This window comes from Polaribacter sp. ALD11 (assembly GCF_002831685.1).
Classification (GTDB): domain Bacteria; phylum Bacteroidota; class Bacteroidia; order Flavobacteriales; family Flavobacteriaceae; genus Polaribacter.
The window spans coordinates 2,992,380-3,016,924 of the sequence record NZ_CP025119.1; the positions used below are offsets into that span (position 1 = coordinate 2,992,380).

At 31.0% G+C, this 24,545-nt stretch carries 17 protein-coding genes, 2 tRNA genes and 1 riboswitch; of the genes, 17 read left to right on the forward strand and 2 right to left on the reverse strand.

The genetic code is table 11. The features are described 5' to 3' along the window. The first annotated feature begins 4 nt into the window (after window positions 1–4). From CW731_RS13110 to CW731_RS13170, 13 genes are all read left to right on the forward strand, one after another. On the forward strand, window positions 5–580 hold the full coding sequence (locus tag CW731_RS13110) for a bifunctional precorrin-2 dehydrogenase/sirohydrochlorin ferrochelatase (protein WP_100947150.1): 576 nt from the start codon (window positions 5–7) through the stop codon (window positions 578–580). A gap of 64 nt (window positions 581–644) precedes the next feature. Further along, window positions 645–1,700 (forward strand): NAD(P)/FAD-dependent oxidoreductase, encoded by a 1,056-nt coding sequence (locus CW731_RS13115; protein WP_100947714.1) that lies wholly within the window; start codon window positions 645–647, stop codon window positions 1,698–1,700. A gap of 191 nt (window positions 1,701–1,891) precedes the next feature. Further along, the gene (locus CW731_RS13120; RefSeq protein WP_100947151.1) at window positions 1,892–2,224 is read left to right on the forward strand and encodes a 2Fe-2S iron-sulfur cluster-binding protein; all 333 of its coding nucleotides are present in this window, start codon (window positions 1,892–1,894) and stop codon (window positions 2,222–2,224) included. A gap of 2 nt (window positions 2,225–2,226) precedes the next feature. Further along, window positions 2,227–2,982, forward strand: coding sequence for a serine O-acetyltransferase EpsC (gene epsC, locus CW731_RS13125; protein ID WP_100947152.1), 756 nt, complete (start codon window positions 2,227–2,229; stop codon window positions 2,980–2,982). 2 nt (window positions 2,983–2,984) lie between these two features. Then, the gene (cysM, locus tag CW731_RS13130) at window positions 2,985–3,878 is read left to right on the forward strand and encodes a cysteine synthase CysM (protein WP_100947153.1); all 894 of its coding nucleotides are present in this window, start codon (window positions 2,985–2,987) and stop codon (window positions 3,876–3,878) included. Between the two features lie 198 nt (window positions 3,879–4,076). Next, window positions 4,077–4,184: riboswitch (SAM riboswitch) on the forward strand. Between the two features lie 47 nt (window positions 4,185–4,231). Further along, window positions 4,232–5,245 carry a homocysteine S-methyltransferase family protein gene (locus CW731_RS13135; protein ID WP_100947154.1) on the forward strand — a complete coding sequence of 338 codons (1,014 nt, stop codon included), beginning with the start codon at window positions 4,232–4,234 and terminating at the stop codon, window positions 5,243–5,245. 16 nt (window positions 5,246–5,261) lie between these two features. After that, on the forward strand, window positions 5,262–7,937 hold the full coding sequence (metH, locus tag CW731_RS13140; RefSeq protein WP_100947155.1) for a methionine synthase: 2,676 nt from the start codon (window positions 5,262–5,264) through the stop codon (window positions 7,935–7,937). 198 nt (window positions 7,938–8,135) lie between these two features. Beyond that, window positions 8,136–9,092: a methylenetetrahydrofolate reductase [NAD(P)H] gene (gene metF, locus CW731_RS13145; protein ID WP_100947156.1), complete on the forward strand. Its 957-nt coding sequence runs from the start codon at window positions 8,136–8,138 to the stop codon at window positions 9,090–9,092. A gap of 233 nt (window positions 9,093–9,325) precedes the next feature. Continuing rightward, window positions 9,326–9,643 carry a thioredoxin gene (trxA, locus tag CW731_RS13150; protein WP_087521973.1) on the forward strand — a complete coding sequence of 106 codons (318 nt, stop codon included), beginning with the start codon at window positions 9,326–9,328 and terminating at the stop codon, window positions 9,641–9,643. Window positions 9,644–9,783: 140 nt separating this feature from the next. Beyond that, the gene (locus CW731_RS13155) at window positions 9,784–12,342 is read left to right on the forward strand and encodes a M1 family aminopeptidase (protein ID WP_100947157.1); all 2,559 of its coding nucleotides are present in this window, start codon (window positions 9,784–9,786) and stop codon (window positions 12,340–12,342) included. Between the two features lies 1 nt (window position 12,343). Further along, window positions 12,344–13,264, forward strand: a complete 921-nt coding sequence (locus tag CW731_RS13160; RefSeq protein ID WP_100947158.1) for a DUF58 domain-containing protein — start codon at window positions 12,344–12,346, stop codon at window positions 13,262–13,264. Window positions 13,265–13,328: 64 nt separating this feature from the next. Beyond that, a tRNA-Asp gene (locus CW731_RS13165) sits at window positions 13,329–13,402 on the forward strand. Window positions 13,403–13,593: 191 nt separating this feature from the next. Continuing rightward, a tRNA-Asp gene (locus CW731_RS13170) sits at window positions 13,594–13,667 on the forward strand. A 131-nt stretch (window positions 13,668–13,798) separates the two neighbouring features. Here CW731_RS13170 and CW731_RS13175 read toward each other — a convergent pair. Beyond that, a complete protein-coding gene (locus CW731_RS13175; protein WP_100947159.1) occupies window positions 13,799–14,341 on the reverse strand; it encodes a gluconate 2-dehydrogenase subunit 3 family protein in 543 nt (180 codons plus the stop codon). 2 nt (window positions 14,342–14,343) lie between these two features. Further along, window positions 14,344–16,041, reverse strand: a complete 1,698-nt coding sequence (locus CW731_RS13180; protein WP_100947160.1) for a GMC oxidoreductase — start codon at window positions 16,039–16,041, stop codon at window positions 14,344–14,346. Window positions 16,042–16,511: 470 nt separating this feature from the next. Here CW731_RS13180 and CW731_RS13185 point away from each other — a divergent pair, with 470 nt between their 5' ends. From CW731_RS13185 to CW731_RS13200, 4 genes are all read left to right on the forward strand, one after another. After that, complete coding sequence (locus tag CW731_RS13185; RefSeq protein ID WP_100947715.1) at window positions 16,512–19,826, forward strand: glycoside hydrolase family 2 TIM barrel-domain containing protein; 3,315 nt, start codon at window positions 16,512–16,514, stop codon at window positions 19,824–19,826. Between the two features lie 195 nt (window positions 19,827–20,021). After that, window positions 20,022–23,045, forward strand: coding sequence for a sensor histidine kinase (locus CW731_RS13190; RefSeq protein ID WP_157812232.1), 3,024 nt, complete (start codon window positions 20,022–20,024; stop codon window positions 23,043–23,045). Between the two features lie 3 nt (window positions 23,046–23,048). Then, window positions 23,049–23,717, forward strand: a complete 669-nt coding sequence (locus CW731_RS13195) for a LytTR family DNA-binding domain-containing protein (RefSeq protein WP_100947162.1) — start codon at window positions 23,049–23,051, stop codon at window positions 23,715–23,717. A 133-nt stretch (window positions 23,718–23,850) separates the two neighbouring features. After that, entirely contained in the window at window positions 23,851–24,519 is a 669-nt protein-coding gene (locus CW731_RS13200; protein WP_100947163.1) for a LytTR family DNA-binding domain-containing protein, read from the forward strand. Window positions 24,520–24,545 lie beyond the last annotated feature (26 nt).

The following is a 24,545-nucleotide window of genomic DNA, read 5'->3' on the forward strand; positions in this document are numbered from 1 at the left end:
AATTATGGAACAGAACGAATTATATCCCATATTTTTAAAAACCCAACAACTAGAAACACTAATTGTTGGTGGAGGTTTTGTAGCATTAGAAAAACTATCATTTTTGTTAAAATCGAGTCCGAATTCAAAAGTCACCATGGTTTCCCCTTTTTTTAGAGAAGAAACGCAAGAGTTGGCAAATAAGTTTGGTATACAAATGCTTGTTGATGAGTATCAAAAAGTATACTTATCAAACAAAAATATTGTAATTGCAACCACAGATAATGTTGCAGTAAATATTAAAGTTTACAAAGACTGTAAAGAAAAAAATATTTTGGTAAATGTTGCTGATAATCCGCCATACTGCGATTTTTATATGGGCGGAATTGTGACCAAAGGAAACGTGAAAATAGCAATTTCTACCAACGGTAAATCGCCAACAACAGCCAAAAGATTGCGTCAATTTTTTGAAGATGTACTTCCAGAAAATATTGATGATTTGGTTAAAAACTTGAATGCATACAGAAAAACAATCAAAGGAAACTTTGAAGAAAAAGTAGAAAAGCTAAACGAATTTACGAAGAGTTTGGTTGAAAAATAAAAGCAAGAAGACCTCACAGGTTTTAAAAACCTGTGAGATCTGAAGTATGATAAAACAAAAGAAAATGATTACAACAGATATATTAATTATTGGAGCAGGACCCACTGGTTTATTTACCGTTTTTGAAGCAGGTCTATTAAAGTTAAAATGTCATTTAATTGATGCTTTGCCACAACCAGGTGGACAGTGTTCAGAAATTTATCCTAAGAAACCAATTTATGATATTCCTGCATATCCAGAAATTTTAGCAGGAGATTTAACAGATAAATTGATAGAACAAACCAAGCAATTTAAACCTGGTTTTACATTAGGTGAAAGAGCAGAAACTATAGACAAACAAGAAGACGGCACCTTTATTGTAAGGACAAATAAAGGTACAAAACATCATGCTAAAATAGTTGCAATTGCTGGTGGTTTAGGTTCTTTTGAACCAAGAAAACCATTAATAGAAAACATTGCCAAATTTGAAGATAAAGGTGTTGAGTATATTATTAAAGAACCCGAAATCTACAGAGATAAAAAAGTAGTGATTTCTGGTGGTGGAGATTCTGCTTTAGATTGGGCAATTTTCTTGTCTAATATAGCATCCGAAGTAACTTTAATTCACAGAAGAAACGAATTTAGAGGAGCGCTTGATTCTGTCGAAAAAGTACAAGAATTAAAGAACTTAGGAAAAATAAGATTAATTACACCTGCTGAAGTAAAAGGAATTTTAGGAACTGATAAGGTTACTGGTGTTGCCGTAGAAAAGAAAGATGAGGCTGCTTTTATTGTAGATGCAGATCATTTTATTCCGTTATTTGGATTGTCTCCAAAATTAGGGCCAATTGGTAACTGGGGATTAGAGATTGAGAAGAATGCTATTAAAGTAAATAATGCCTTAGATTATCAAACGAACATTCCGGGAGTATATGCAATTGGAGATGTAAATACGTATCCAGGGAAATTAAAATTAATTCTTTGTGGGTTTCACGAAGCAACTTTAATGTGTCAGAGTGCTTATAAAAGAATTTTTCCAGATAAAAAATATGTAATGAAATACACAACAGTTGGTGGTGTAGATGGTTTTGACGGTACAAGAAAAGAAGCGCCAAAAGCAGTGGTAAAAGCGATTCAGTAATTTTCTCACATAGTTTCAAAAAGTTGTAGATATTGTTTTCTAAAAACTATTCAAATCTTGTAGTTTAATAATTGTTAGGTTTGTGTAATTTTATAGACAATACAATAAGGAAAGAGACCTCACGGGTTTTTAAAACATGTGAGGTCTAGTCAATCAAATTTCTTACTTTTGACTTCTGATAAAAAATTAAAATGAGTTTAGATATAAACATAAAAATAACAGATAGAAATGGCGTAACACATGATGTGGTTGCACCAACAGACATGGCAATGAATCTAATGGAAGTTATTCGTTCTTATGAATTAGCCGAAGAAGGAACCATTGGTATTTGTGGCGGAATGGCAATGTGCGCATCTTGCCAATGTTATGTGAAGTCAGATCATGAATTGCCAGAAATGTCAGATGATGAAGATGCGATGTTAGCAGAAGCATTTCATGTGGAAGATAATAGCAGATTGGGTTGTCAAATACAAATGACATCAGAAATTGATGGTTTAGAAGTAGTATTGGCTCCAGAATCATAAATATGAAAGAAATAACATCAAAAAAAACAGTTAAAAATTATAGCATGTGTTTAAGAGATGCTGTAGAGGTTTTTACAAAAGAATTGATTAATTGTTTGTTTGATGAAAGGTATCAGCAAGAAAAAGGCGAACTTACTAAAAATAAGTTTTTTAGAATTTTAGAGCGATTATCAATTGAAAATGAAGATTGTTTTTGGTTAGATTTTGAAAGTTCTTTTTCAGAAATAAGAAGAAAATTAGACTTAGATGCTTTGGCTGCTTTAAATAGCGATCCTGCAGCAAAAAGTTTAAAAGAGGTTTATTTAGCATATCCTGGTTTTTATGCCATTGCTGTGTATCGATTAAGCAATCAATTATTAAAACAAGAAATTCCTGTTTTACCAAGAATGATGAGTGAATTTGCACATAGCACAACAGGTACAGATATTCATCCAGGAGCAGAAATTGGCGATTCTTTTTTTATAGATCATGCAACAGGAATTGTAATTGGAGAAACTACTATTATTAAAAATAACGTTACTATTTTTCAAGGAGTAACTTTAGGCGGAATTCAAGTGAAGAAGAGTTTGGCATCCACCAAAAGACATCCAACAATAGAAAGTAATGTTGTTATTTATGCAAATGCTACTATTTTAGGAGGAGATGTTGTTATTGGAGAAAACTCTATTATTGGCGCAAACGTCTGTATTACAGAATCTACATTAGCAAATTCGGTAGTTACTGTTCAGTCAGAAAATAAAATTTTTCAAAGAAATTAGAGATGAAAACAAAAAGTATCATAGATTTTGTAGGGAATACACCTTTGGTGGAAGCACAACATATCTTTAAAAAAGAAGGAGTTACTTTATTACTAAAGTTAGAAGGAAATAACCCTGGAGGAAGCGTTAAAGATAGAGCTGCTTACAATATGATTTCTGAAGCATTAAGAAGAAATAATATTAAAAAAGGAGATACCTTAGTTGAAGCAACAAGTGGAAACACAGGTATTGCTTTAGCGTTAATGGCGAAAGTTTTAGGTGTACATATGGTGTTAGTAATGCCAGAAAATTCTACCATAGAAAGAGTGAAAACTATGCGTGCTTATGGCGCAAAAGTTATTTTAACGTCGTCAGAATTAGGAATTGAAGGTTCTAGAGATTATGCTTTAAAATTAAAATATAAAAAAGGATATTTTAGACTGAATCAGTTTGATAATCCAGATAATTCTAAAGCACACTACAAAACTACAGGTCCAGAAATTTGGAGAGATACAGAAGGAGAAGTAACTCATTTTGTATCGGCAATGGGAACAACCGGAACCATTATGGGGGTTTCAGATTTTTTGAAAGAACAAAATGCAGCCATTACTATTGTAGGTGCGCAACCTACAGATGGTGCTAAGATACCAGGAATTAGAAAATGGCCAGAAGAATATTTACCAGCAATTTTTAACCGCTCAAAAGTAGATCAAGTAATCGAAGTAAGTGAAGAAGAATCAAAAGCAATGACACAAAGATTGGCTTCCGAAGAAGGCATTTTTGCGGGAATGAGCAGCGGAGGTTCTGTGGCAACAGCTATAAAAGTAGCAGAGAAGCTAGATAAAGGTGTTGTTGTTGCAATTATTTGCGATCGAGGAGACAGATATTTATCTTCATCTCTTTTTGAGAAAGAATAAAAAAAAGGCACTAGTTTTACAAATTAAAACGAATTAGAAAATTTGTAAGATTTTTATTATTGAATTATAACTAAATCATTATTAATAGTAAGATTTGTGTAAATCGGTAAAATCTGTGTCTAAAAATTTTAATATAATAATTCTGCAAATAAAAAAATAATACGTTTATTTGTAGTTCAGTTCATAAACTTATTGATTACGTTATCACGAAAGGCAGAGGGATTAGACCCATTGAAGCCTTGGCAACCTCTCATTTTTTTGAGAAAGGTGCTACATTCTACAAGTTTTTAACTTGACAGATAACAGCGAAAAAATTACCTTTCCTGATGACATATTGATAGAAAAATCAACAAATGTCAAATATATACAAAGCTTTACAAGAACGAATTTTAATTTTAGATGGCGCCATGGGTACCATGCTTCAAGCTTATAAATTCACCGAAGAAGATTTTAGAGGAGAACGCTTTAAAGACTATCCAACGCCACTTCAAGGAAATAACGACTTGTTATCACTTACGCAACCAGAAGCTATTAAAACCATTCATGGTAAATACTTTGAGGCAGGCGCAGACATTATAGAAACCAATACATTTTCTGGAACTACGATAGCAATGGCAGATTACCAAATGGAAGATTTGGTATATGAACTAAATTATCAATCTGCAAAAATTGCCAAAGAAGTAGCAAATGAATTTACAGCAAGAGAACCACACAAACCTCGTTTTGTAGCGGGTTCAATTGGGCCAACCAATAGAACAGCAAGCATGTCGCCAGATGTAAATGATCCTGGTTACAGAGCAGTTACGTTTAATGAATTGAGAATTGCATACAAACAACAAACCGAAGCTTTACTAGATGGTGGAGCAGATTTGTTACTTGTAGAAACTGTGTTTGATACTTTAAACGCAAAAGCAGCTTTATTCGCTATTGAAGAAGTTAAAGAAGAAAGAAATATAGAGGTTCCAATTATGTTAAGTGGCACAATAACAGATGCTTCTGGTAGAACATTATCTGGGCAAACGGCAGAAGCTTTTTTAATTTCTGTTTCTCATATTCCATTATTGTCTGTAGGATTCAATTGTGCTTTAGGAGCCAATTTATTACAACCTCATTTAGAGTCTATTGCTAACAAAACAGATTTTGCTATTTCTGCGCATCCAAATGCAGGTTTGCCAAATGCTTTTGGCGAGTACGATGAAACTCCAGAAGAAATGGGAGAACAAATTGAAGAATATTTAAAAAAAGATTTAATTAATATTATTGGAGGTTGTTGCGGAACATCACCAGAGCATATTAGAGAGATTGCAAATATTGCTGCAAAATACAAACCAAGAGTTCATTCTAAAATAATTTTAGAATCTCATTAGAAGGAAAGAAAGGAAGATGAAGATAAAACAAACAAAATATATGCGCTTATCAGGCTTAGAACCTCTAATCTTGAATGAAAACAGCAATTTCATTAATGTTGGAGAACGAACTAATGTTGCTGGTTCTCGTAAGTTTTTAAGATTGATAAAAAACGAGCAATTTGATGAAGCGTTAGATATTGCAAGACACCAAGTAGATGGTGGTGCGCAAATTATCGATATTAATTTTGATGATGGTTTAATTGATGGAAAACAAGCAATGGTTCGCTTTCTAAATTTAATTGCTGCAGAACCAGATATTTGTAGAGTGCCTATTATGATTGATAGTTCTAAATGGGAAATCATAGAAGCAGGTTTACAAGTTGTACAAGGAAAATGTGTTGTAAATTCAATTTCGCTTAAAGAAGGAAAAGAGAAATTTATTTGGGAAGCAAAACAAATAAAACGCTATGGTGCTGCAGTAATTGTAATGGCTTTTGATGCCCAAGGACAAGCAGACAATTATGATCGTAGAATTGAAATTGCTAAAAAATCGTATGATATTTTAGTAGATGAAGTTGGCTTTCCTAGTGAAGATATTATTTTCGATTTAAATATATTTCCTGTCGCTACTGGGATGGATGAGCACAGAAGAAATGCCATCGATTTTATTGAAGCGACACGTTGGGTAAGACAAAATTTAACCAATGCAAGTGTAAGTGGTGGTGTAAGTAATGTGTCGTTTTCTTTTAGAGGAAATGATGGAGTACGTGAAGCAATGCATTCTGTTTTCTTGTATTATGCTATTCAAGCAGGTATGAATATAGGAATTGTAAATCCTGCATTGTTAGAGGTGTATGATAATATTCCTAAAGATTTATTGGAACGTGTAGAAAATGTGATTCTAGATAGAAGAGAAGATGCAACAGAACGTTTATTAGATTTTGCAGATAGTGTAAAAGGTTCTAAAACTGAAAAAACCGTCGATTTATCTTGGAGAGAAAACCCAATTCAAGAGAGAATTACACATGCTTTGGTAAAAGGAATTGACGCTTTTATTATTGAAGATATAGAACAAGCAAGACAAGAAGCAGAAAAACCAATTGATGTTATTGAAGGTAATTTAATGATTGGTATGAATGTGGTTGGAGATTTATTTGGCGCAGGAAAAATGTTTTTGCCACAAGTAGTAAAGTCTGCACGTGTAATGAAAAAAGCAGTAGGTTATTTAAATCCGTTTATAGAAGCAGAAAAAGGTGATAAACAAGAGCCTGTTGGTAAAATTTTAATGGCAACCGTAAAAGGTGATGTACATGATATTGGTAAAAATATTGTGAGTGTTGTTTTGGCATGTAATAACTACGAAATTGTAGATTTAGGAGTAATGGTTGCGCCAGAAAAGATCATTCAAATGGCTATTAGCGAACGTGTAGATGCTATTGGGTTGTCTGGTTTAATCACGCCGTCGTTAGATGAAATGGTGTATTTAGCAAAAGAAATGCAACGTCAGAATTTTGTTTTGCCTTTGTTAATTGGTGGTGCAACAACTTCTAAAGCACATACTGCGGTTAAGATAGATACACAATATAAAAATGCGGTTGTGCATGTAAATGATGCGTCTAGAGCAGTAACTGTTGTTGGCGATTTGTTAAACAAGAAAACGAGCCATTTATATACTGCGAAATTAAAGAAAGATTATGATGAGTTTAGAACCAAGTTTTTAAAACGAGGGAAAGAGAAATCATACATTTCTATTAAAGAAGCACGCAAGAGAAAATATAAAATTGACTGGGAAACTTCAGAAATTGTAAAACCAAGAGTATTAGGAGTTCAGACTTTAGAGCAATTAAGTCTAAAAGAATTATTGCCATTTATAGATTGGAGTCCGTTTTTTAGAAGTTGGGATTTACATGGCAAATTCCCAGCTATTTTAACAGATAAAGTTGTGGGTGAACAAGCCACTATAATGTATGAAGAAGCCCAAGCAATGATTAAAGAAATTATTGCAAAGCAATTGCTAAAGCCAAAAGCAATTTTTGGTTTGTTTGAAGCAAATACCATTAATGATGATGACATTTCAATTCAGAAAAAAGGGAAAGAGATTGCTGTTTTTAGAACCTTACGTCAGCAATTAAAAAAGCGAGAAGGGATTCCTAATATCGCATTGTCAGATTTTATTGCACCAAAAGAAACAAATAAAACAGATTATATGGGGGCTTTCTGTGTGGCTATTTATGGCGCACAAGAATTAGCAAATAGTTATAAAGAAAAAGAAGACGATTACAATGCAATTATGGCGCAAGCAATTGCAGATCGTTTTGCAGAAGCAATGGCAGAATATTTACACAAGCAAATAAGAACAAACCATTGGGGTTATGACGCTGATGAAGGGTTAACGAATGACGATTTAATTAGAGAGAGTTATAAAGGAATTCGTCCTGCACCAGGGTATCCTGCATGTCCAGACCATCTAGAAAAAGAAACGATTTGGGATTTATTAAAAGTGGAAGAAAACATTGGAGTTATACTTACCGAAAGTTTGGCAATGTGGCCAGCAGCAGCCGTTTCTGGGTATTATTTTGCAAATAAAGAGGCAAAGTATTTTGGTTTAGGAAAAATTACTGATGATCAAGTAACTGATTTTTCAACAAGAAAAGGAATTACAAAAGAAAAAGCAAGAAAGTGGTTGCACCCAACACTTGCCGAAGAATAAAAATAATACAATAAATTAACAATTTATTTTATTTTAACTAACAAATAATACAAGTAGAAATAAGATTTTTGCAGAAAAATAAATAAGATGAAAAAATATAGACTAGAGTTAGCGTTCTTTCTAAAGCTTTTAACATTAACTATTACTGCATTAATAACCGCTTATTTCTTCTAAAATTACTGAAATAAATTCAGCTAAATGAAGATTACAGAACATATTAAAAAAGCAAACGGAAAATCGTTATTTTCATTTGAGATTATCCCACCTAAAAAAGGAAATAATATTCAAGATTTATATAATAATATAGATCCATTAATGGAATTTAATCCACCATTTATAGACGTAACAACTTCCAGAGAAGAGTATGTTTATATAGATAAAGGTGAGGGTTTATTAGATCGAAAAATAACAAGAATGCGTCCTGGTACCTTAGGTATTTGTGCAGCAATTAAGCACAAGTACGACGTGGATACGGTACCTCATGTTTTGTGTGGAGGTTTTACCAAGGAAGAAACCGAGTATCTTTTGGTAGACTGTCATTATTTAGGAATAAATAATGTAATGGCTTTGAGAGGAGATGCGATGAGTCATCAAAAATATTTTGAACCCAGTAAAAATGGAAATCATTTTGCAAAAGATTTGGTGACTCAAATTAAAGATTTAAATTGTGGTAAATACTTGCATGATGTTATAGAGGCTTCTAATAAAGCAGACTTCTGCATAGGAGTTGCTGGTTATCCTGAAAAACATTTAGAATCACCATCTTTACAAACAGATTTAAAACGTTTAAAAGAAAAGGTAGATGCTGGTGCCGATTATGTGGTTACACAAATGTTTTTTGACAATCAGAAATATTTTGAATTTGTAGCAGCAGCAAAAAATGCAGGAATACATGTACCAATAATACCAGGAATTAAACCAATTGCTGTTAGACGCCATCTACAATTACTGCCTCAGGTTTTTAAAATTGATTTACCAGAAGCTTTAATTACAGACATCGAAAGCTGTAAAACAAATAAAGAGGTTCGTCTAGTAGGAATTGAATGGGCAATTCAGCAATCTAAAGAGTTATTAGCTGCTGGAGTACCTGTTTTACACTATTATTCTATGGGTAAAAGTGATAATATACAAGCAATAGCATCTGAGTTATTTTAAAAGAAGACCAAAGGTTTAAGGAAACTATCTTCTTCCTAAAATAAAAAACAACAAATAAGAATTCATTAAAAAAGAATTGATGTTCATCGCTTTTTTAATGAATTCTTTGGTTGTAAGCATAAGTAGTATTGATAGACAAATAAGAAAAAGTAATTTTTTTGAAAACTAGAAAGTAAATAAAATGATTACTTTTGTAGTTCGAAACTAAAATAACAATTTTAAAAATATAAAAAATGGCATTAGAAATTACAGACGCAAACTTTGAAGAATTAGTATTAAAATCTGACAAACCAGTATTAGTAGATTTTTGGGCAGCTTGGTGTGGACCATGTAGAATGGTTGGGCCAATTGTTGATGAAATTCATGCTGAGTATGATGGTAAAGCTATTGTTGGTAAGGTTGATGTTGATGCTAACCAAGAATTTGCAGCAAAATACGGCGTAAGAAATATACCAACTGTTTTAATCTTTAAAAACGGAGAAGTTGTAGATAAGCAAGTAGGTGTTGCGCCTAAGAATGTATATACAGGTAAAATAGATGCTGCAATATAATTAGTTGCATTCATGTTTTAATAAAAAAAGGTTTGGCTAACGCCAAACCTTTTTTTATTTTAGGTGTTTATACAACACGTCTTTTAAACGGATAGAAACATTGTTTATTTGGTTATGTGTTTAATTTTAAATGAATTTCAATGAGATTTTATATTTGTGTTTTGTGCGTGTTTTTTTTTATTTCTTGTAATAAACAAGAAAACAAACTAAAACTTGAAAATGGAATTTCCTTAGAATTGGCGAAATATAGAAAACAACAAATTTCTAATGTTTTCTATCAGTTAGATTTTAAAATACCGAAAGAAAAAGCAACAGAAATTTCTTCTAAACTAGTCTTAGATTTTATCATAAACGATTTAAAAAACAATGTTTTTTTAGACTTTAATGAAGAAGCTTCAAAAATAAAGTTAATAAAAGTAAATGGAGAAACATCAGAAATTAATCACCAAAAAGAACATCTAATTATTAATAAAAAATTATTAAGTGTAGGAGAAAATTCTATAGAAATAATTTTTAATGCTGGTGAAAAGTCACTGAATAGAAACGAAGAGTTTTTGTATACTTTATTGGTGCCAGATAGGGCAAGTACGTTGTTCCCTTGTTTCGATCAACCAGACATAAAAGCAAACTATAAATTAAGAATAACTGCGCCAAAAGATTGGAAGGTATTGTGTGGTGCTTTTGAAGAAAATACGATAGAGGTTGATGGTTTTACGAAACATATTTTTGCAACTTCAGACTTAATGAGCACATACTTATTTTCTTTTGTTGCTGGTAAGTTTACTGAAGAAACGAAGAACCCAGGAGCTTTTGATATGCGCTTTTTGTATAGAGAAAATAATAAAGAAAAGATTGATGAAAGTGTAGATGAGGTGTTTAAAATTCATCAAAATTCTTTAGACTTTTTAGAAGCGTATACACAAGTAAAATTTCCGTTTCAAAAAATGGATTTTGCAGCAATTCCGCCTTTTCAATACGGAGGAATGGAGCACGTTGGTGCAATTCAATACAGGCAATCTTCTTTGTTTTTAGATAAAAATGCCACCCAAAATAGAAAATTGAGCAGAGCAAAATTAATTGCACACGAAACTTCGCACATGTGGTTTGGCGACTTGGTTACCATGAAATGGTTTAATGATGTTTGGATGAAGGAAGTATTTGCTAATTTTATGGCAGATAAAATTATGAATCCTGTTTTTCCTGAAGTAAACCATGACTTAAATTTTATGATGTCGCATTACCCAAGTGCGTATTCTGAGGATAGAACAAAAGGTACAAATGCCATTCGTCAATATTTAGGAAATCTAAAAAATGCAGGTTCTTTATACGGAAGAATTATTTATAATAAAGCGCCAATTATGATGCGTCAGTTAGAATATTTATTAGGTGAAGAAGCTTTTCAACAAGGCATTCAAGAATATATAAAAACGTACGCAAACTCAAATGCAGATTGGAATGAATTGGTTTCAATTCTAGATAAAAAATCAGAAGGAAATATTAAAAACTGGTCTAATGTTTGGGTGAATTCTTCTGGGAGACCCATTTTTACAGAAGAAATTGAATTGAATGAAAAAGGGAATGTGACGAAATTTATCATTCATCAAAATGCAGAAGACAGTTCTGATAAAGTTTGGACACAATCTTTTAAAATTCAATTAAAGGATGCAAGAGGATATGTTAAAAACATCAATATTAGAAATATGGGGAAATCTTTTGACATAACTTCTGCAACAAAAGATTTTAAACCAGGACAAGTTTTATACAACACAAACGGATTTGGTTATGGCGTTTTTCCTATTTATAAAAAAGAATTAAATTCTTATAAGGATATTAACGACGAGGTTTCTAGAGGATATCAATTTATAAACTTGTATGAAAATATGCTAAACGGAGAAGTAACGCCTTTAGAAACATATGAAGTGTATTTAGAAGCGATTAAGGTTGAAAAAAATGAGTTGATTACAAATTATTTGTCTGGGAGAATTCAGAATATATTTTGGACTTTCTTAACGGAAACACAGCAAAAAAACATTCAAAATAAAACAGAAAAGGATGTTTTTAATTTGTTGAAAAATGAGTTTCCTACAAACATTAAAAAAACGTTGTTTGGCTTGTATCAATCAATTGCATTTTCAAAAGAAGGGAAAGAAAATTTATATCAAATTTGGAAACAAAATAAAAAAATTAAGAAGCTATTTTTAAATGAAAATGATTTTACTTCTTTGGCAATGAAATTGGTTGTTTTTAAGCATCCGAAAGAAGTTGAAATCATAACCGAACAACAAACCAGAATAGCTAACAAAGATAGATTAGATCGTTTTAATTGGTTGTTACCTTCACTTTCTAATGATGAAAGTGTTAGGAATGAATTTATGAAATCTCTTTTACATAAAGAGAATAGAGAGAAAGAATCTTGGGTTCAGGCAGCTTTAAGTAATATACATCATCCGTTGAGACAAGAAACAGCAACAAAATATTTAAAATCTGTTTTAGAAAAGTTAGAAGAAGTACAATTAACAGGAGATATTTTTTTCCCTAAAGGATGGTTGGCAAGTTCTATTGGATTGTATTCTTCAAAAGAAGCAGATGATATTTTGAATAAGTTTTTAGATGACAATCCCGATTACAATCCTATTTTGCTAAAAAAGTTATTGCAGACAACAGATAATTTAACAAGAGCTCAAAAAATTAAAAAATAGCATGAATGTATCTGAAGTAAAATCATCAGAAATTAAAAACCTAGATATTCTTGCAAAACAAGTAGTAGAGGGTTTTATCACGGGAATGCATAAAAGTCCGTTTCATGGATTTTCAGTAGAGTTTTCTGAACATAAACTGTATAATAAAGGCGAAAGTACACGTCATATAGATTGGAAATTATTTGCAAAGACAGAGAAATTATACACTAAAAAGTATGAAGAGGAAACAAATTTGCGCTGTCATATTATTATAGATAATTCTGCATCGATGCATTATCCTATTGTGAAAAAACAGACTTTAGACAACTTGAATAAAGTTGGTTTTTCTGCTATTGCAGCAGCATCTTTAATGGAGATTTTAAAAAGACAGAGAGATGCAGTTGGTTTAAGTATTTATTCTGATACGTATGAATATTACGCACCAGAGAAAGGAAGTGAGCGTCATAGAAAGATGTTATTGCATCAATTAGAGCAGGTAATGGTATCGGAATCGAAAGCAGCTACAGATACTTATAAGTATTTGCATGAAATTGCAGAAAAAATACACAGACGCTCTTTAATTTTTGTTTTTACAGACATGTTTCAACCAAATAAAGAAAATGATTCTCTTTTTGAAGCTTTAAAACATCTCAAATTTAACAAACACGAGGTTGTTTTGTTTCATACATATGATGGGAAAACAGAATTTAACTTCAATTTTGATAATTCTCCAAAAAAGTTTGTGGATGTTGAAACTGGAGAAGAGATTAATATTTATGCAGAAAATGTACGAGAAAAATACAAGGAAATAGTTGGTGATTATTTTAAAGAATTGAAAAGTAAATGTTTACAGTATAAAATTGATTATGTTCCTGTAGATATACATAAAGGATATAACGAGATTCTGACTGCCTTTTTAATTAGTAGAAAAAAAAATAAATAATTTTCTTCATTTTATGTTTGCATATTTAAAAATAGATGTTATATTTGCAACCGCTTAAAGCAACGGTCTGGTAGTTCAGTTGGTTAGAATACCTGCCTGTCACGCAGGGGGTCGCGGGTTCGAGTCCCGTCCAGACCGCGAAAGCACTTCATTTATGAGGTGCTTTTTTTTTGTTGTAAACTTTTTTTTATTGGAGTTATAAAAAGTAAAAGTTAAAGTGCTAAGCCTGTGTTCTTTTAGCGTTAAGTCTTAAAATTATAGAATCTAAAGAGTAATAACGCTATGTTTTTAATAAAATTGGTGTTATATTTGCAGCCGCTTAAAGCAACGGTCTGGTAGTTCAGTTGGTTAGAATACCTGCCTGTCACGCAGGGGGTCGCGGGTTCGAGTCCCGTCCAGACCGCTAAAAACATCTCATTTATGAGATGTTTTTTTGGTTTATAGTTTTTTTAATTTGGCTAATATTTTTTTATCAATTAATAGCGTTATTTAAAGTGATATTGTCTCTTTTCTTAAGTTTTTAAAATAGAAGAACTACAGAGGCTTATTATAATATTCAGAAGTACAATAGCCTAAAAGCGCATAGTATCTAACTTTAGTAAGAAAAGTGTAGTTTAAATATTCTGGTTGAAGTTTTTTATCAATTAAAGAGAACTCTTGTGCTAATAGATTAAAAATAGCTTCTTCTTTTTGTTTAGAAATAGAAAAATAATTTTTTACGATTTTTTCAATATCTTTTTTGTTCGCTTCCGATGTTTCTTTTTTAAATGAATTTTGATAGTTTTTTTCAAATTCTAGATATCCTAAATTAAATAATTCTTGATTCTCTTTAGAAACTGTATGATGGAACATTTTATCAATAAACAACGTGTAGTTTATTTTATCTTTAAAATTAGGAATAGGTAAAATAACATTCATTAATTGGTGAACAATATATTGTTGCTTTTGATTTAAAAATAAATAATTTTCATCAACCTTTTCATTAGTACAAGAAGTTAAAATACTTAGTACAGATGGCGTAATTGCAATACCACCAATAGCAAGAGAAATGTTTTTTAGAGCTTTCCTTCTGTCCATAACTATGTGTTTTGTTTTTTCAACATTTTTATAGCATGATGCGCGGCTCTTGCGGTTAAAGCCATGTATGTTAAAGAAGGATTTTGATTGCCAGAAGAAGTCATGCAAGCCCCATCTGTTACATATACGTTTGGTACATTATGAATTTGATTGTTCTTATTTAAAACAGCGGTTTTTGAATCATGTCCCATTCTTGCAGTTCCCATTTCATGAATTGCATGTCCTGGCACAAATGAATCTTCAAACCCTTTTACATCGGTAAAACCAGTTTTTGTTAACATTGCTATTGCTTCCGCTTTCATGTCTGCTCTCATTAATTTTTCATTTTCCTTAAACTCACAATCAAAAGTAATCGTAGGAAGCCCCCATTCATCTTTCTTGTTGTAATCTAACTCCATTTTATTTTCGTGATACGGTAAACATTCTCCAAAACCGGTAATGCCAATTCGCCAAGGACCTTGTTGCTTTAGTTTTTCTTTTAAATCTAAACCAAAACTAAGTTCTTTAATATTGTGTTGCCAATCTTTTCTGCTGGCAGATCCTTGAAAAGAGTATCCTCTTGTATATTTTTTTTCTGATTTTTTATCGCCTAAATTCTGAAAACGGACGATATGAAAACTAGTAGGTCTGTTATTTTCAAAATTGATGTCTTTAAAACCATTGTAAATTGCCGAAGCGCCAACTCTAAAATGATGATCCATTAAATTATGACCTAATTCACCAGAATCATTCCCTAATCCGTTAGGAAAACGACCTGATTTAGATTGCATTAAAATACTTGTGGATGCAATTGTAGAAGCACAACAGAAAATTATTTTTGCATAAAAAATTTGTTTCTCTTTCGTTATGGTATCAATAATTTTAACTCCGGTTGCTTGCTTTTTAGCGTCATCGTATATAATTTCATAAGCAATGGAATTTGGTCTTAATGTCATATTCCCTGTTTCATTAGCCGCTGGTAATGTAGAGGCGTTGCTGCTAAAATAGCCGCCTAAAGGACAACCTCTCATGCACTTATTTCTATGTACGCAAGTATGTCTGTTTTTATAAATATTTTTGCCAGTAATATTGGCAAATCTTCCCATGGTTAAATACCTATTCTCGTAAATTTCACCAATTTTATTTTTAAATTCTTTTTCCACACAATTCAGCAGCATTGGCGGCGTAAAGTGACCATCTGGTAATTGTGGTAAGTTTAAAGACTCTCCGCTTACACCAATAAATTTTTCTACATGTGTGTACCATGGTTCGATGTCTTTATATCGAATAGGCCAATCTACTGCGATGTTTTCTTTTTTATTTGCGGTAAAATCTAAATCGCTTAATCGTAATGTTTGTCTTCCCCAAGTTAGAGAGCGTCCACCAACGTGATAGCCTCGAACCCAATCGAATCTTTTGGTTTCGTTATACGGATGTTTTAAATCGTTTACAAACCAATGTTTGTAGGCTTGGTTCGTAACAAAACCTGTTCTAGACTGTTTACCTTGTTTTTTAAAATCTTCATTAGAAGGTTTGCCTCTAAATTCTAATTCCCAAGTTTCTTTATTGGCAGTTTTATAATCTTTTATATGTTCTATATTTCTTCCTCTTTCTAAGACCAAGGTTTTTAAACCTGCTTCACAAAGTTCTTTTGCTGCCCATCCACCAGAAATGCCGGTTCCTATTACAATCGCATCAAAACTATCTTTATTGTTACTCATATTCTTACTTTGTTTTTAAGCTAAAGTTTGGCTACTTCATTTTATGCACTTAAATAGGCTCTTTTTTTATCCCTAGAAATAAAAAAAACATCATTAAAAATTGTAATTTGCTTTTGCAACAAACTTAAATAATTGATCAATTATAATTTCTGTTTCTTGGTCTAAGATGATTCGAATATCATTCGCTTTAGAACCATTGAACAAGCATAAAATAGTTTTTCCTTTTTCGTAAAGGAAGCTGTAATTTAATACAGCGTCAAAGATAAGTAGTCGAAGAGGGTACAATTCCGTCAGAATAGTGGAATAATTCGTTTTTTAGTTATTTATACATTTTTTTTCTTTAGAATTGCTATGGAAACAATAAATGCAATAATTTATACAGCAGATAGCATATGGGAATTATATTAAAAAAAGGACTAATTATTAGCCAAAACACATTAAAATGTTTGAATTTAAAAGGCTTCTTTTTCATGGCAATGTTACTATTATTTGGAAATAGTATTTTGGGGCAAAAATTAGATCCAATTAAAGATTACAAAAAGTACATAGAAAATGAGAAAATTGTTTCAGAAAATAAATTAGATACTCACAGTTCTTTTACCTCTTTTACTTCAGAAAAAAATGCATTATCAAATACAGAAACATATACGCAGCGTTTAGATGGTGATTGGAATTTTAAATGGGTAAAAGACCCAAAAGACAGACCGATAACATTTATGAACCCAGATGAAAATGTTGCAGATTGGGAAACGATAAAGGTACCTTCTAATTGGGAAGTTGAAGGTTTTGGAGTTCCTATTTATGTAAATCATCAATATGAATTTGCAGATTATAAAGCACCGATAGCAGACGATATCGAATTTGTAGACCGTATATATCCTAAAACTCCTGGAGATGTTCCTAATAACTACAACCCGGTTGGTTCATATAGAAGAACTTTTAATGTTGCATCTAGTTGGGGCGATAAAGAAATGTTTTTACATATAGGTGCAATGAAATCTGGTGGATTTGTTTGGGTAAATGGTACATATATTGGGTACTCTCAAGGAAGTAAATTGCCTGCAGAATTTAATGTAACCGAAGCAATTAAACCAGGTAAAAATACGATTGCAATACAAATTTTTAGATGGACGGATGGTTCGTATTTAGAATGTCAAGATTTCTGGAGAATTAGCGGAATTGAACGTAGTGTTTATGTGTATGCGCAACCTAAAACTCGTATTCAAGATATTGATGTGAAGTCGGTTTTAGACAATGCTTATGAAACAGGTGTTTTTGAAGCAACGGTATCTTTAGAAAATCATACTTCAAAAAAACAGAAAGTTAGTGTTCATTATAAAATTTTAAATGATAAGAGTGAAGTTGTACTTTCTAAAGAAGTAAAAGTAGCGGCTTTAAACAATAAAAAAGCAGTTGTTAACTTTAAGGGGTTGATTCCGAATGCAAAACAATGGAGTGCAGAACACCCAAATTTGTACACGTTACTGGTTGAATTAAAAGACAAAAGAGGCAAAACATTAGAGGTAATTCCGCAAAAAATAGGCTTTAGATCTGTAGAAATTAAAAATGGATTGCTTTTAGTAAATGGTCAGAGAATTACTTTAAAAGGTGTAAATACGCAAGAACACAACCCAGAAACTGGTCATGTAGTGCCAGAATCTCAAATTTTAAGAGACATTCAACTTTGGAAAGAGAATAACATTAATGCAGTTCGTTTAAGCCATTATCCGCAACAAAGAAGATTTTATGAGCTGTGTGATGAATACGGAATTTATGTTGTAGATGAAGCGAATATAGAATCTCATGGTATGTATTATGGTGATTATTCTTTAGCAAAAAAAGCAAACTGGGAAAATTCTCATGTAGATAGAATGGTAAGAATGGTACAGCGTGATAAGAACCATGCTTCGGTTATTATTTGGTCTATGGGAAATGAAGCTGGTAACGGTATTAATTTCTATGCTGGTTATAAAGCGATAAAAGCACATGATGCTTCAAAAAGACCTGTGCAATATGAGCGTCCGTATAAAGATGAAGATGGAAGTATTTTAGACATGGATTGGAATACAGATATTCTTGTACCTCAATATCCGTCTCCAGCAACTTTCGAGTACATCGGAAAACATAAAACAGACCGTCCGTTTATACCAAGTGAATATGCACATGCAATGGGGAATAGTACTGGTAATTTTCAGGATTATTGGGACATTATCGAACAATATGATAATTTACAAGGAGGTTTTATTTGGGATTGGGTAGATCAATCTATTTGGAAAACAAATAGCAAAGGCGAAAAGTATTATGCTTTTGGTGGTGATTACGGTGAGAATATGCCAACAGATAATTCTTTTTTAAACAACGGAATTGTATTTCCAGACAGAACGCCTCAACCTGCTTTATATGAAGTTAAAAAGGCGCATGAATTTATCAATTTTAAAAACAGCGGATATACAAGAAAAGATCAGTTAAGAGTTTTTATAGAAAACTTATATGATTTTACGAATTTAAATGCCTTCGATTTTGTTGCAGAAATTAAAGGGGATGGAAAGGTTTTAAAAACAATAAAAATCAATTCGATAGACGTAGTACCGCACATTGGTAAATTGGTAAGAGTAGATTTAAGTGATGTAGAATACAAAGAAAATACAGAGTATTTTCTTGAAATAAGTGCTTTAACAAAAGATGTATGGGGTGTTTTACCAAAAGGTTATGAAGTAGCGCATGAGCAATTTAACTTAACCAGAAAGTATAAAAAAAGTGTTTTAGAAATTAAAAATTCAACAACATTAAATATTGATAAAAAAGGAAACGGAATTCAGGTCTCTAACAGCAATATCGACTTGTATTTTAATAAAGAAGAAGGAAGAATAACAACGTATAAATACAAAGGAAAAGAGTTGTTAAAAGAAGGCAAAGGACCAAAACCAAACTTTTGGAGAGCTGTTACAGATAATGATTTTGGGAACCAAATGCACGTGAAAAATATTGAATGGAAAAAAGCATCCTTGTTCTCTAAAGTATTAAAATTAGAGGCTTCAACATTAGAAAACGGAAGTGTATTTTTAAATGTAGTTTATGAATTACCAGGTGTAAAAACAACATTTATTTCGAATTACACAATTTACGGAGATGGTGTTGTTAAAATAGATAATACTTTAAATGCAACAGAATACGTAGCAGACATACCAAAGATAGGTATGCGTATGCAACTTTTAAAAGAGTATGATAACATGACTTTTTTAGGTAGAGGTCCTTGGGAGAATTACCAAGACAGAAATAGTGCCGCGTTTGTAGATGTTTACAATTCGAAAGTAAAAAACCAATATGTGCCTTATATTAGACCCCAAGAAAACGGCTATAAAACAGCCGTTCGTTGGGTAGCCTTGGCAAATGCAAATAATGCTGGTTTATTAGTGGTTGCAAGCGATATTAAAAAAGGTTTAGGTATTAGTGCTTTACACATGCCAAATGAAGATTTTGATACCACAGCAGGATTGTCTTATGGAGGTAATTCTAAAGTTGATAAAGCGTACCAAATAGACGGTATTCCAGAAATAAATTCCTCTAAACACACCATAGATATTAAAGAACAAAATTTGGTTCAATTAAATATAGATTTAGAGCAACGTGGTGTTGCAGGTGATGATAGTTGGTATTCTAAACCACAAGATAAGTATTTAGTTAAAGGAAATAAGAAGCATAATTATAGTTTCTTTTTAATTCCTTTTGAAAACAATACACAAGACAATTTTATAAAAAAGAGTAAGGTTTATAGCGGTAAATAATACCATTTACAGCTACTATTCTTAGAAATAAAACGAGTATATTATATACTTTAAGTAAGTATTAATATAAAAAGCATCTCTTATGAGGTGCTTTTTTGTTGATATATTTTATAGAATATTTATATTTGAATTCGGTAACTGAAACTAAAATAGTTTTTTTACATTTGATTACTTTCGATCTCTTAAAATTAAATTTTGAAGAAACTCCTTTTTATATTTTTATTTTCTCACTTAGCACTTTGGTCTCAGCAGGAAAATACAATGTTATCTAGTAAAAATACATTTTCATCTAGAGAAGGGTACTTAATATCTAATCCGTATTACTCTATTTATGATACAAATGATTGGCTTTGGATTTTAGGAGAAAATAAACTTTCGAGTGAGCATGTGATTGGAGAAAAAGAAGTGATTATTCAGCGTTTTGATGGTGCTAACTTTTTTACATTGAAAATTCCGGATACCTTCAACAAAAAAATAAAAGAAGGACATTTTTTTAGGCATAAGAAGAATGGCTTGTATCTAAAACTGTACTATAAAGTTGCAAGAGCAGCACTTTTTTTTATAAATACAGAAACATTAACAATTGATATTGTTGAAGAATACAATACGCTAAATGAAAAATATATAATTTCAGAAGAATATTATGTAAACGATAAAACGAGGTTGATTCTTACTTCGAAAGATAAATTTTACAGTGCAGAACTTCAAGGATTAAGTTTAAAATTTATAGATTCCATTTCTTTTGAGACACCAATTGCTGAACCTTTTTTGGCACAGGTAAGAACAACAGACGAATTTTCAATTGTAAAGTTGTTATTTGAAAAAGAAGGATGTTTTTTAGATAAAGATGGAAAAATCACTCAAAAAATTACTAAAAATGATTTTATAGATAAACAGGGAACTCATTTTTTTCCAAATAGAATTCATAATGTTTTTAAAGTAAAGGAGTCATTTTATTATTACTTCGATGCTTATAAAAATGTATTTAAATATGAAAAACAAGAGAATAAGTTTGTAGAAATACCCAATACAAGTGCTAATTATGAAATAAATAAATTCTTAAACTTTGATAAAGATTATAAAAAAGCATTTCTAGAAGATGTGGTGGGAGATTATGAGTTTTTTAAATTCTATAGTTTTAATAATTTTGAAACTGAATTGATCACTAAAGTTAAAATCAAGAATTTTTCTAAAAAAAGCTACAAAGAGTTTGGTAAAGATTTAATCGTTTTAAACGGAAATAGATTAGAATCTTACTCCTTTAATAAAAGTAAAATCAAAACATTTTTAAAAGGAAGAAGTATCCGTACAGTTAAAAACCTGAAAGGGTCTAAATATATTGTAGCCACAGACAGTGAAGGTGTTTATATTATTGATGTTAAAAAGAATACTGAAAAGAAGATTCAGTTTTTATTAGACCATAAAGAAATAGCAATTAACTTTTCTAGAGATATTTATGTGGAGAAAGACAATACGATTATTATTAATGATTCCCATAATTTATACACCTTAGACTCCGATTATAACGTAATTAAAGAGCGAAGTACAAAAATTATTGGTGAAGAAATAATTAAATTAAAAGATACCATTTTTACAGCCGATCAAAGAGGAAAAGTTTTTAAATATAGTATTAAAGGGAAAACGTACACGAAAATTGCAAACACAGATGCAATAGTGATAAAGGAATTTGCGACAGACGGTAGGAAAATATTTGCAACAACCTCTGATGGAGTTTTTGAATATGAAAACGGTACTTTTAATACGTATGAATTCGAAAATGAAAAGTCAGACAACTTACTTTCTATAACCTATGAGGAGGAATACGGGGTTTTAGTTTCTACAAAACTCGGGAAAATTTATAAATATGACCTTAAAAATAAAAAATTAAATCTTTTTTATGAAGATGAATTAAATGCCTCTATTGTTGGTATGGTTGCAGATAACAACAACAATTTATGGCTAAATACGTATGCAGGTATCGTTTCCGTAAATCCATCAACAAAAAAAGTAGTTCGATTTACCAGACAAGAAGGTGTTTATGAACTAGAAGGCAATAGATTTAGTACTTACAAAGATGCTAAAGGAAATATTTTAATGGGAAGTTATAAAGGGCTTAGCTTCTTTGACCCAGAAAATTTAGTAGAAACGAGTATAGAGGTACAACCTAAATTCACTTCAATTTCATTTTTTGATGTTGAAGAAAATAGATGGAAAGTGCATTCTTCACCTAGTTTTTTAAAAAATGTAAAGAAAATAACATTACCTTCTTTGTACCAACGTTTTTCTGCAACAGTCTCTGTGTATGGAGAAATAGATGCTAAAGAGATTCGATATCGATATCGTTTGTTAGATGAAGAAAATAACCTTGAGTGGTTTACAAGCTTTTCTGGAAATGAAATTCTATTTGCAAATTTAGCAGCAGGAGCATATACTTTGCAAATAGAAGCTTTAAGTGCGTCTAAAAGTAAAATAGGAGAAAGACTTGAGTTAAAAGTTGTATCTGAAGTAGTTTTTTACAAAAGATGGGGCTTTATGTTGCTATTTATAATAGTTGCTCTAGGCATTGTTGTTTATGTATTTTATCAATACAGACTAAAACAAAAGCTATTTTCGAAAAATGAAATTGCGCTAAACGAGGCTAGAATAAAAAGTGCTATGATGTTAGAAATTCATCATCGAATTAAAAATAACCTTCAAATTGTTTCTGGTTTATTAGGTTTGCAAATGGTGCATAGTACTAATGAAGAGTTAAAATTAAAGTTACAAGATAGTCAAGGTAGAATAGAATCTATTGCAGGTATTCATAATGTGTTGTATAATTCTGATAATCAAAATAGTATTTCTGTTAAAAATAATGTTGAAAATATTATAACGTACTATAAAACTTTATTTCCTATTGAAGTAACTTACACTTTAAATATAGAGGATGTTGTTTTAAATATGGATAAAGCAACCCCGTTTGCACTTTTATTAAATGAATTGATTAACAATTCTAACAAGCATGCCTTTACTAAAATAAAGAAACCACAGATTCATGTCAATTTTAAGAAGAATGGAGATAAGTATACGTTTGAGTATTTTGACAATGGTAATTTTACTAAAGATGAAGAAAAAAAAGAATCTATGGGAATGAGAATTATAGGCATGATGAACACACAACTAAAAGGAAATATGAATATTGAAGAGGTTAAAGGCTTTAAACTAACGTTGCATTTTTAATACATGAACAGTATAAGAATTTACATTTTAGAAGATGAGATAATAACACAAGAGTTGTTAAAGGAAACTTTAGAAATACTAGAATATAAAATTTGTGGAATGGCAACCAATGCAGAAACTGCATTAAGAGAGATAGAAGAATTACAACCCGATATTGCTATTTTAGATATTAGAGTAGAAGGATTACAAACGGGTATTTGGTTGGGGAATCAATTAGAAATTCCGTTTATATATTTAACTGCTTTTAATGATGTAGAAACTATAAAAAAAGCAATTAAAACAAAGCCTGCCAGCTATTTAGTAAAACCGTTTAATAATAATGAATTATTTATTGCAGTAGAGTTGGCAATTAGTAAAATTAAAAAAACGGCACAGATTATAATTAAAGACAGAGATACAAATATTAAAATTTTAGAGGAAGATATCTTATTTGTTAAAAAAGAAGATCACTACTTGGCGCTAAACTTAGTAGGATCTAAAAGATTAATTCGGGCAAGCATTAAAGATTTTTTAGAACAGGTTAACTCTAGTTATTTTATACAAGTACATCGATCTTACGCCGTTAATAAAAACCATGTTTCTGCATTTAATAGTAAAGAAATAACAATAAATACTCATAAAATTCCTTTATCAAAAACATACCTTAAAGATGTTTTTGATGAAATTTCTTAATTTTATTATAATAAATGTATGCTTATTCTATAAAATAATCCATTCACGACAAAAACAGCTCATTTCACGACTTTTTTTTTATTTTATAAGTTAATCTTACTAATTTCGAACATACAAACTTCGAAATTTTTAAATGGAACCCGTAAAAATATATATTCTAGAAGATGAAATTATTATTCAACAATTATTAAAAGAAACTCTAGAAACATTAGATTATAATATTTGCGGCACCCAAATAAATGCAGAACTTGCTTTGTTAGAAATTAAAGAGGTTAAACCAGATATTGTCTTTTTAGATATTAGAGTAGCAGGTAATAAAACTGGTATTTGGTTAGGAAATCAATTAGATATCCCTATTATTTATTTAACAGCTTTTAGCGACCCTAAAACTATTACAAAAGCAATTAAAACTAAACCAGTTAGTTATTTGGTAAAACCGTTTAATATAAAACAGTTGTTTATAGCTTTAGAGTTAGCTCTTTGTGTTGTTGCTGAAAAAAAAGAAATTACAATTAAGGTTAGAGATAGGTTTGAAAAAATAAGAGTAGAAGATATTTGGTTTGCAAAAAAGGAAGATCAATACCTAACACTATATTTAAAAGAGTCTGTAAAATTAATACGTTCTAGTGTACAAGAATTTTTAACACAAGTAAACTCTTCCTCCTTTTTACAAGTACATCGTTCTTATGTTGTAAACAAAAATTACGTTACAGCATTTAACTCTAAAGGAGTTCGAATTGATAAAAACAAAATTCCCATTTCTCAAAAGTACTTAGAAAAGGTTTACCAAGAATTGGCTTAAAAAAACAAGGTTCATTTTTAAAGATA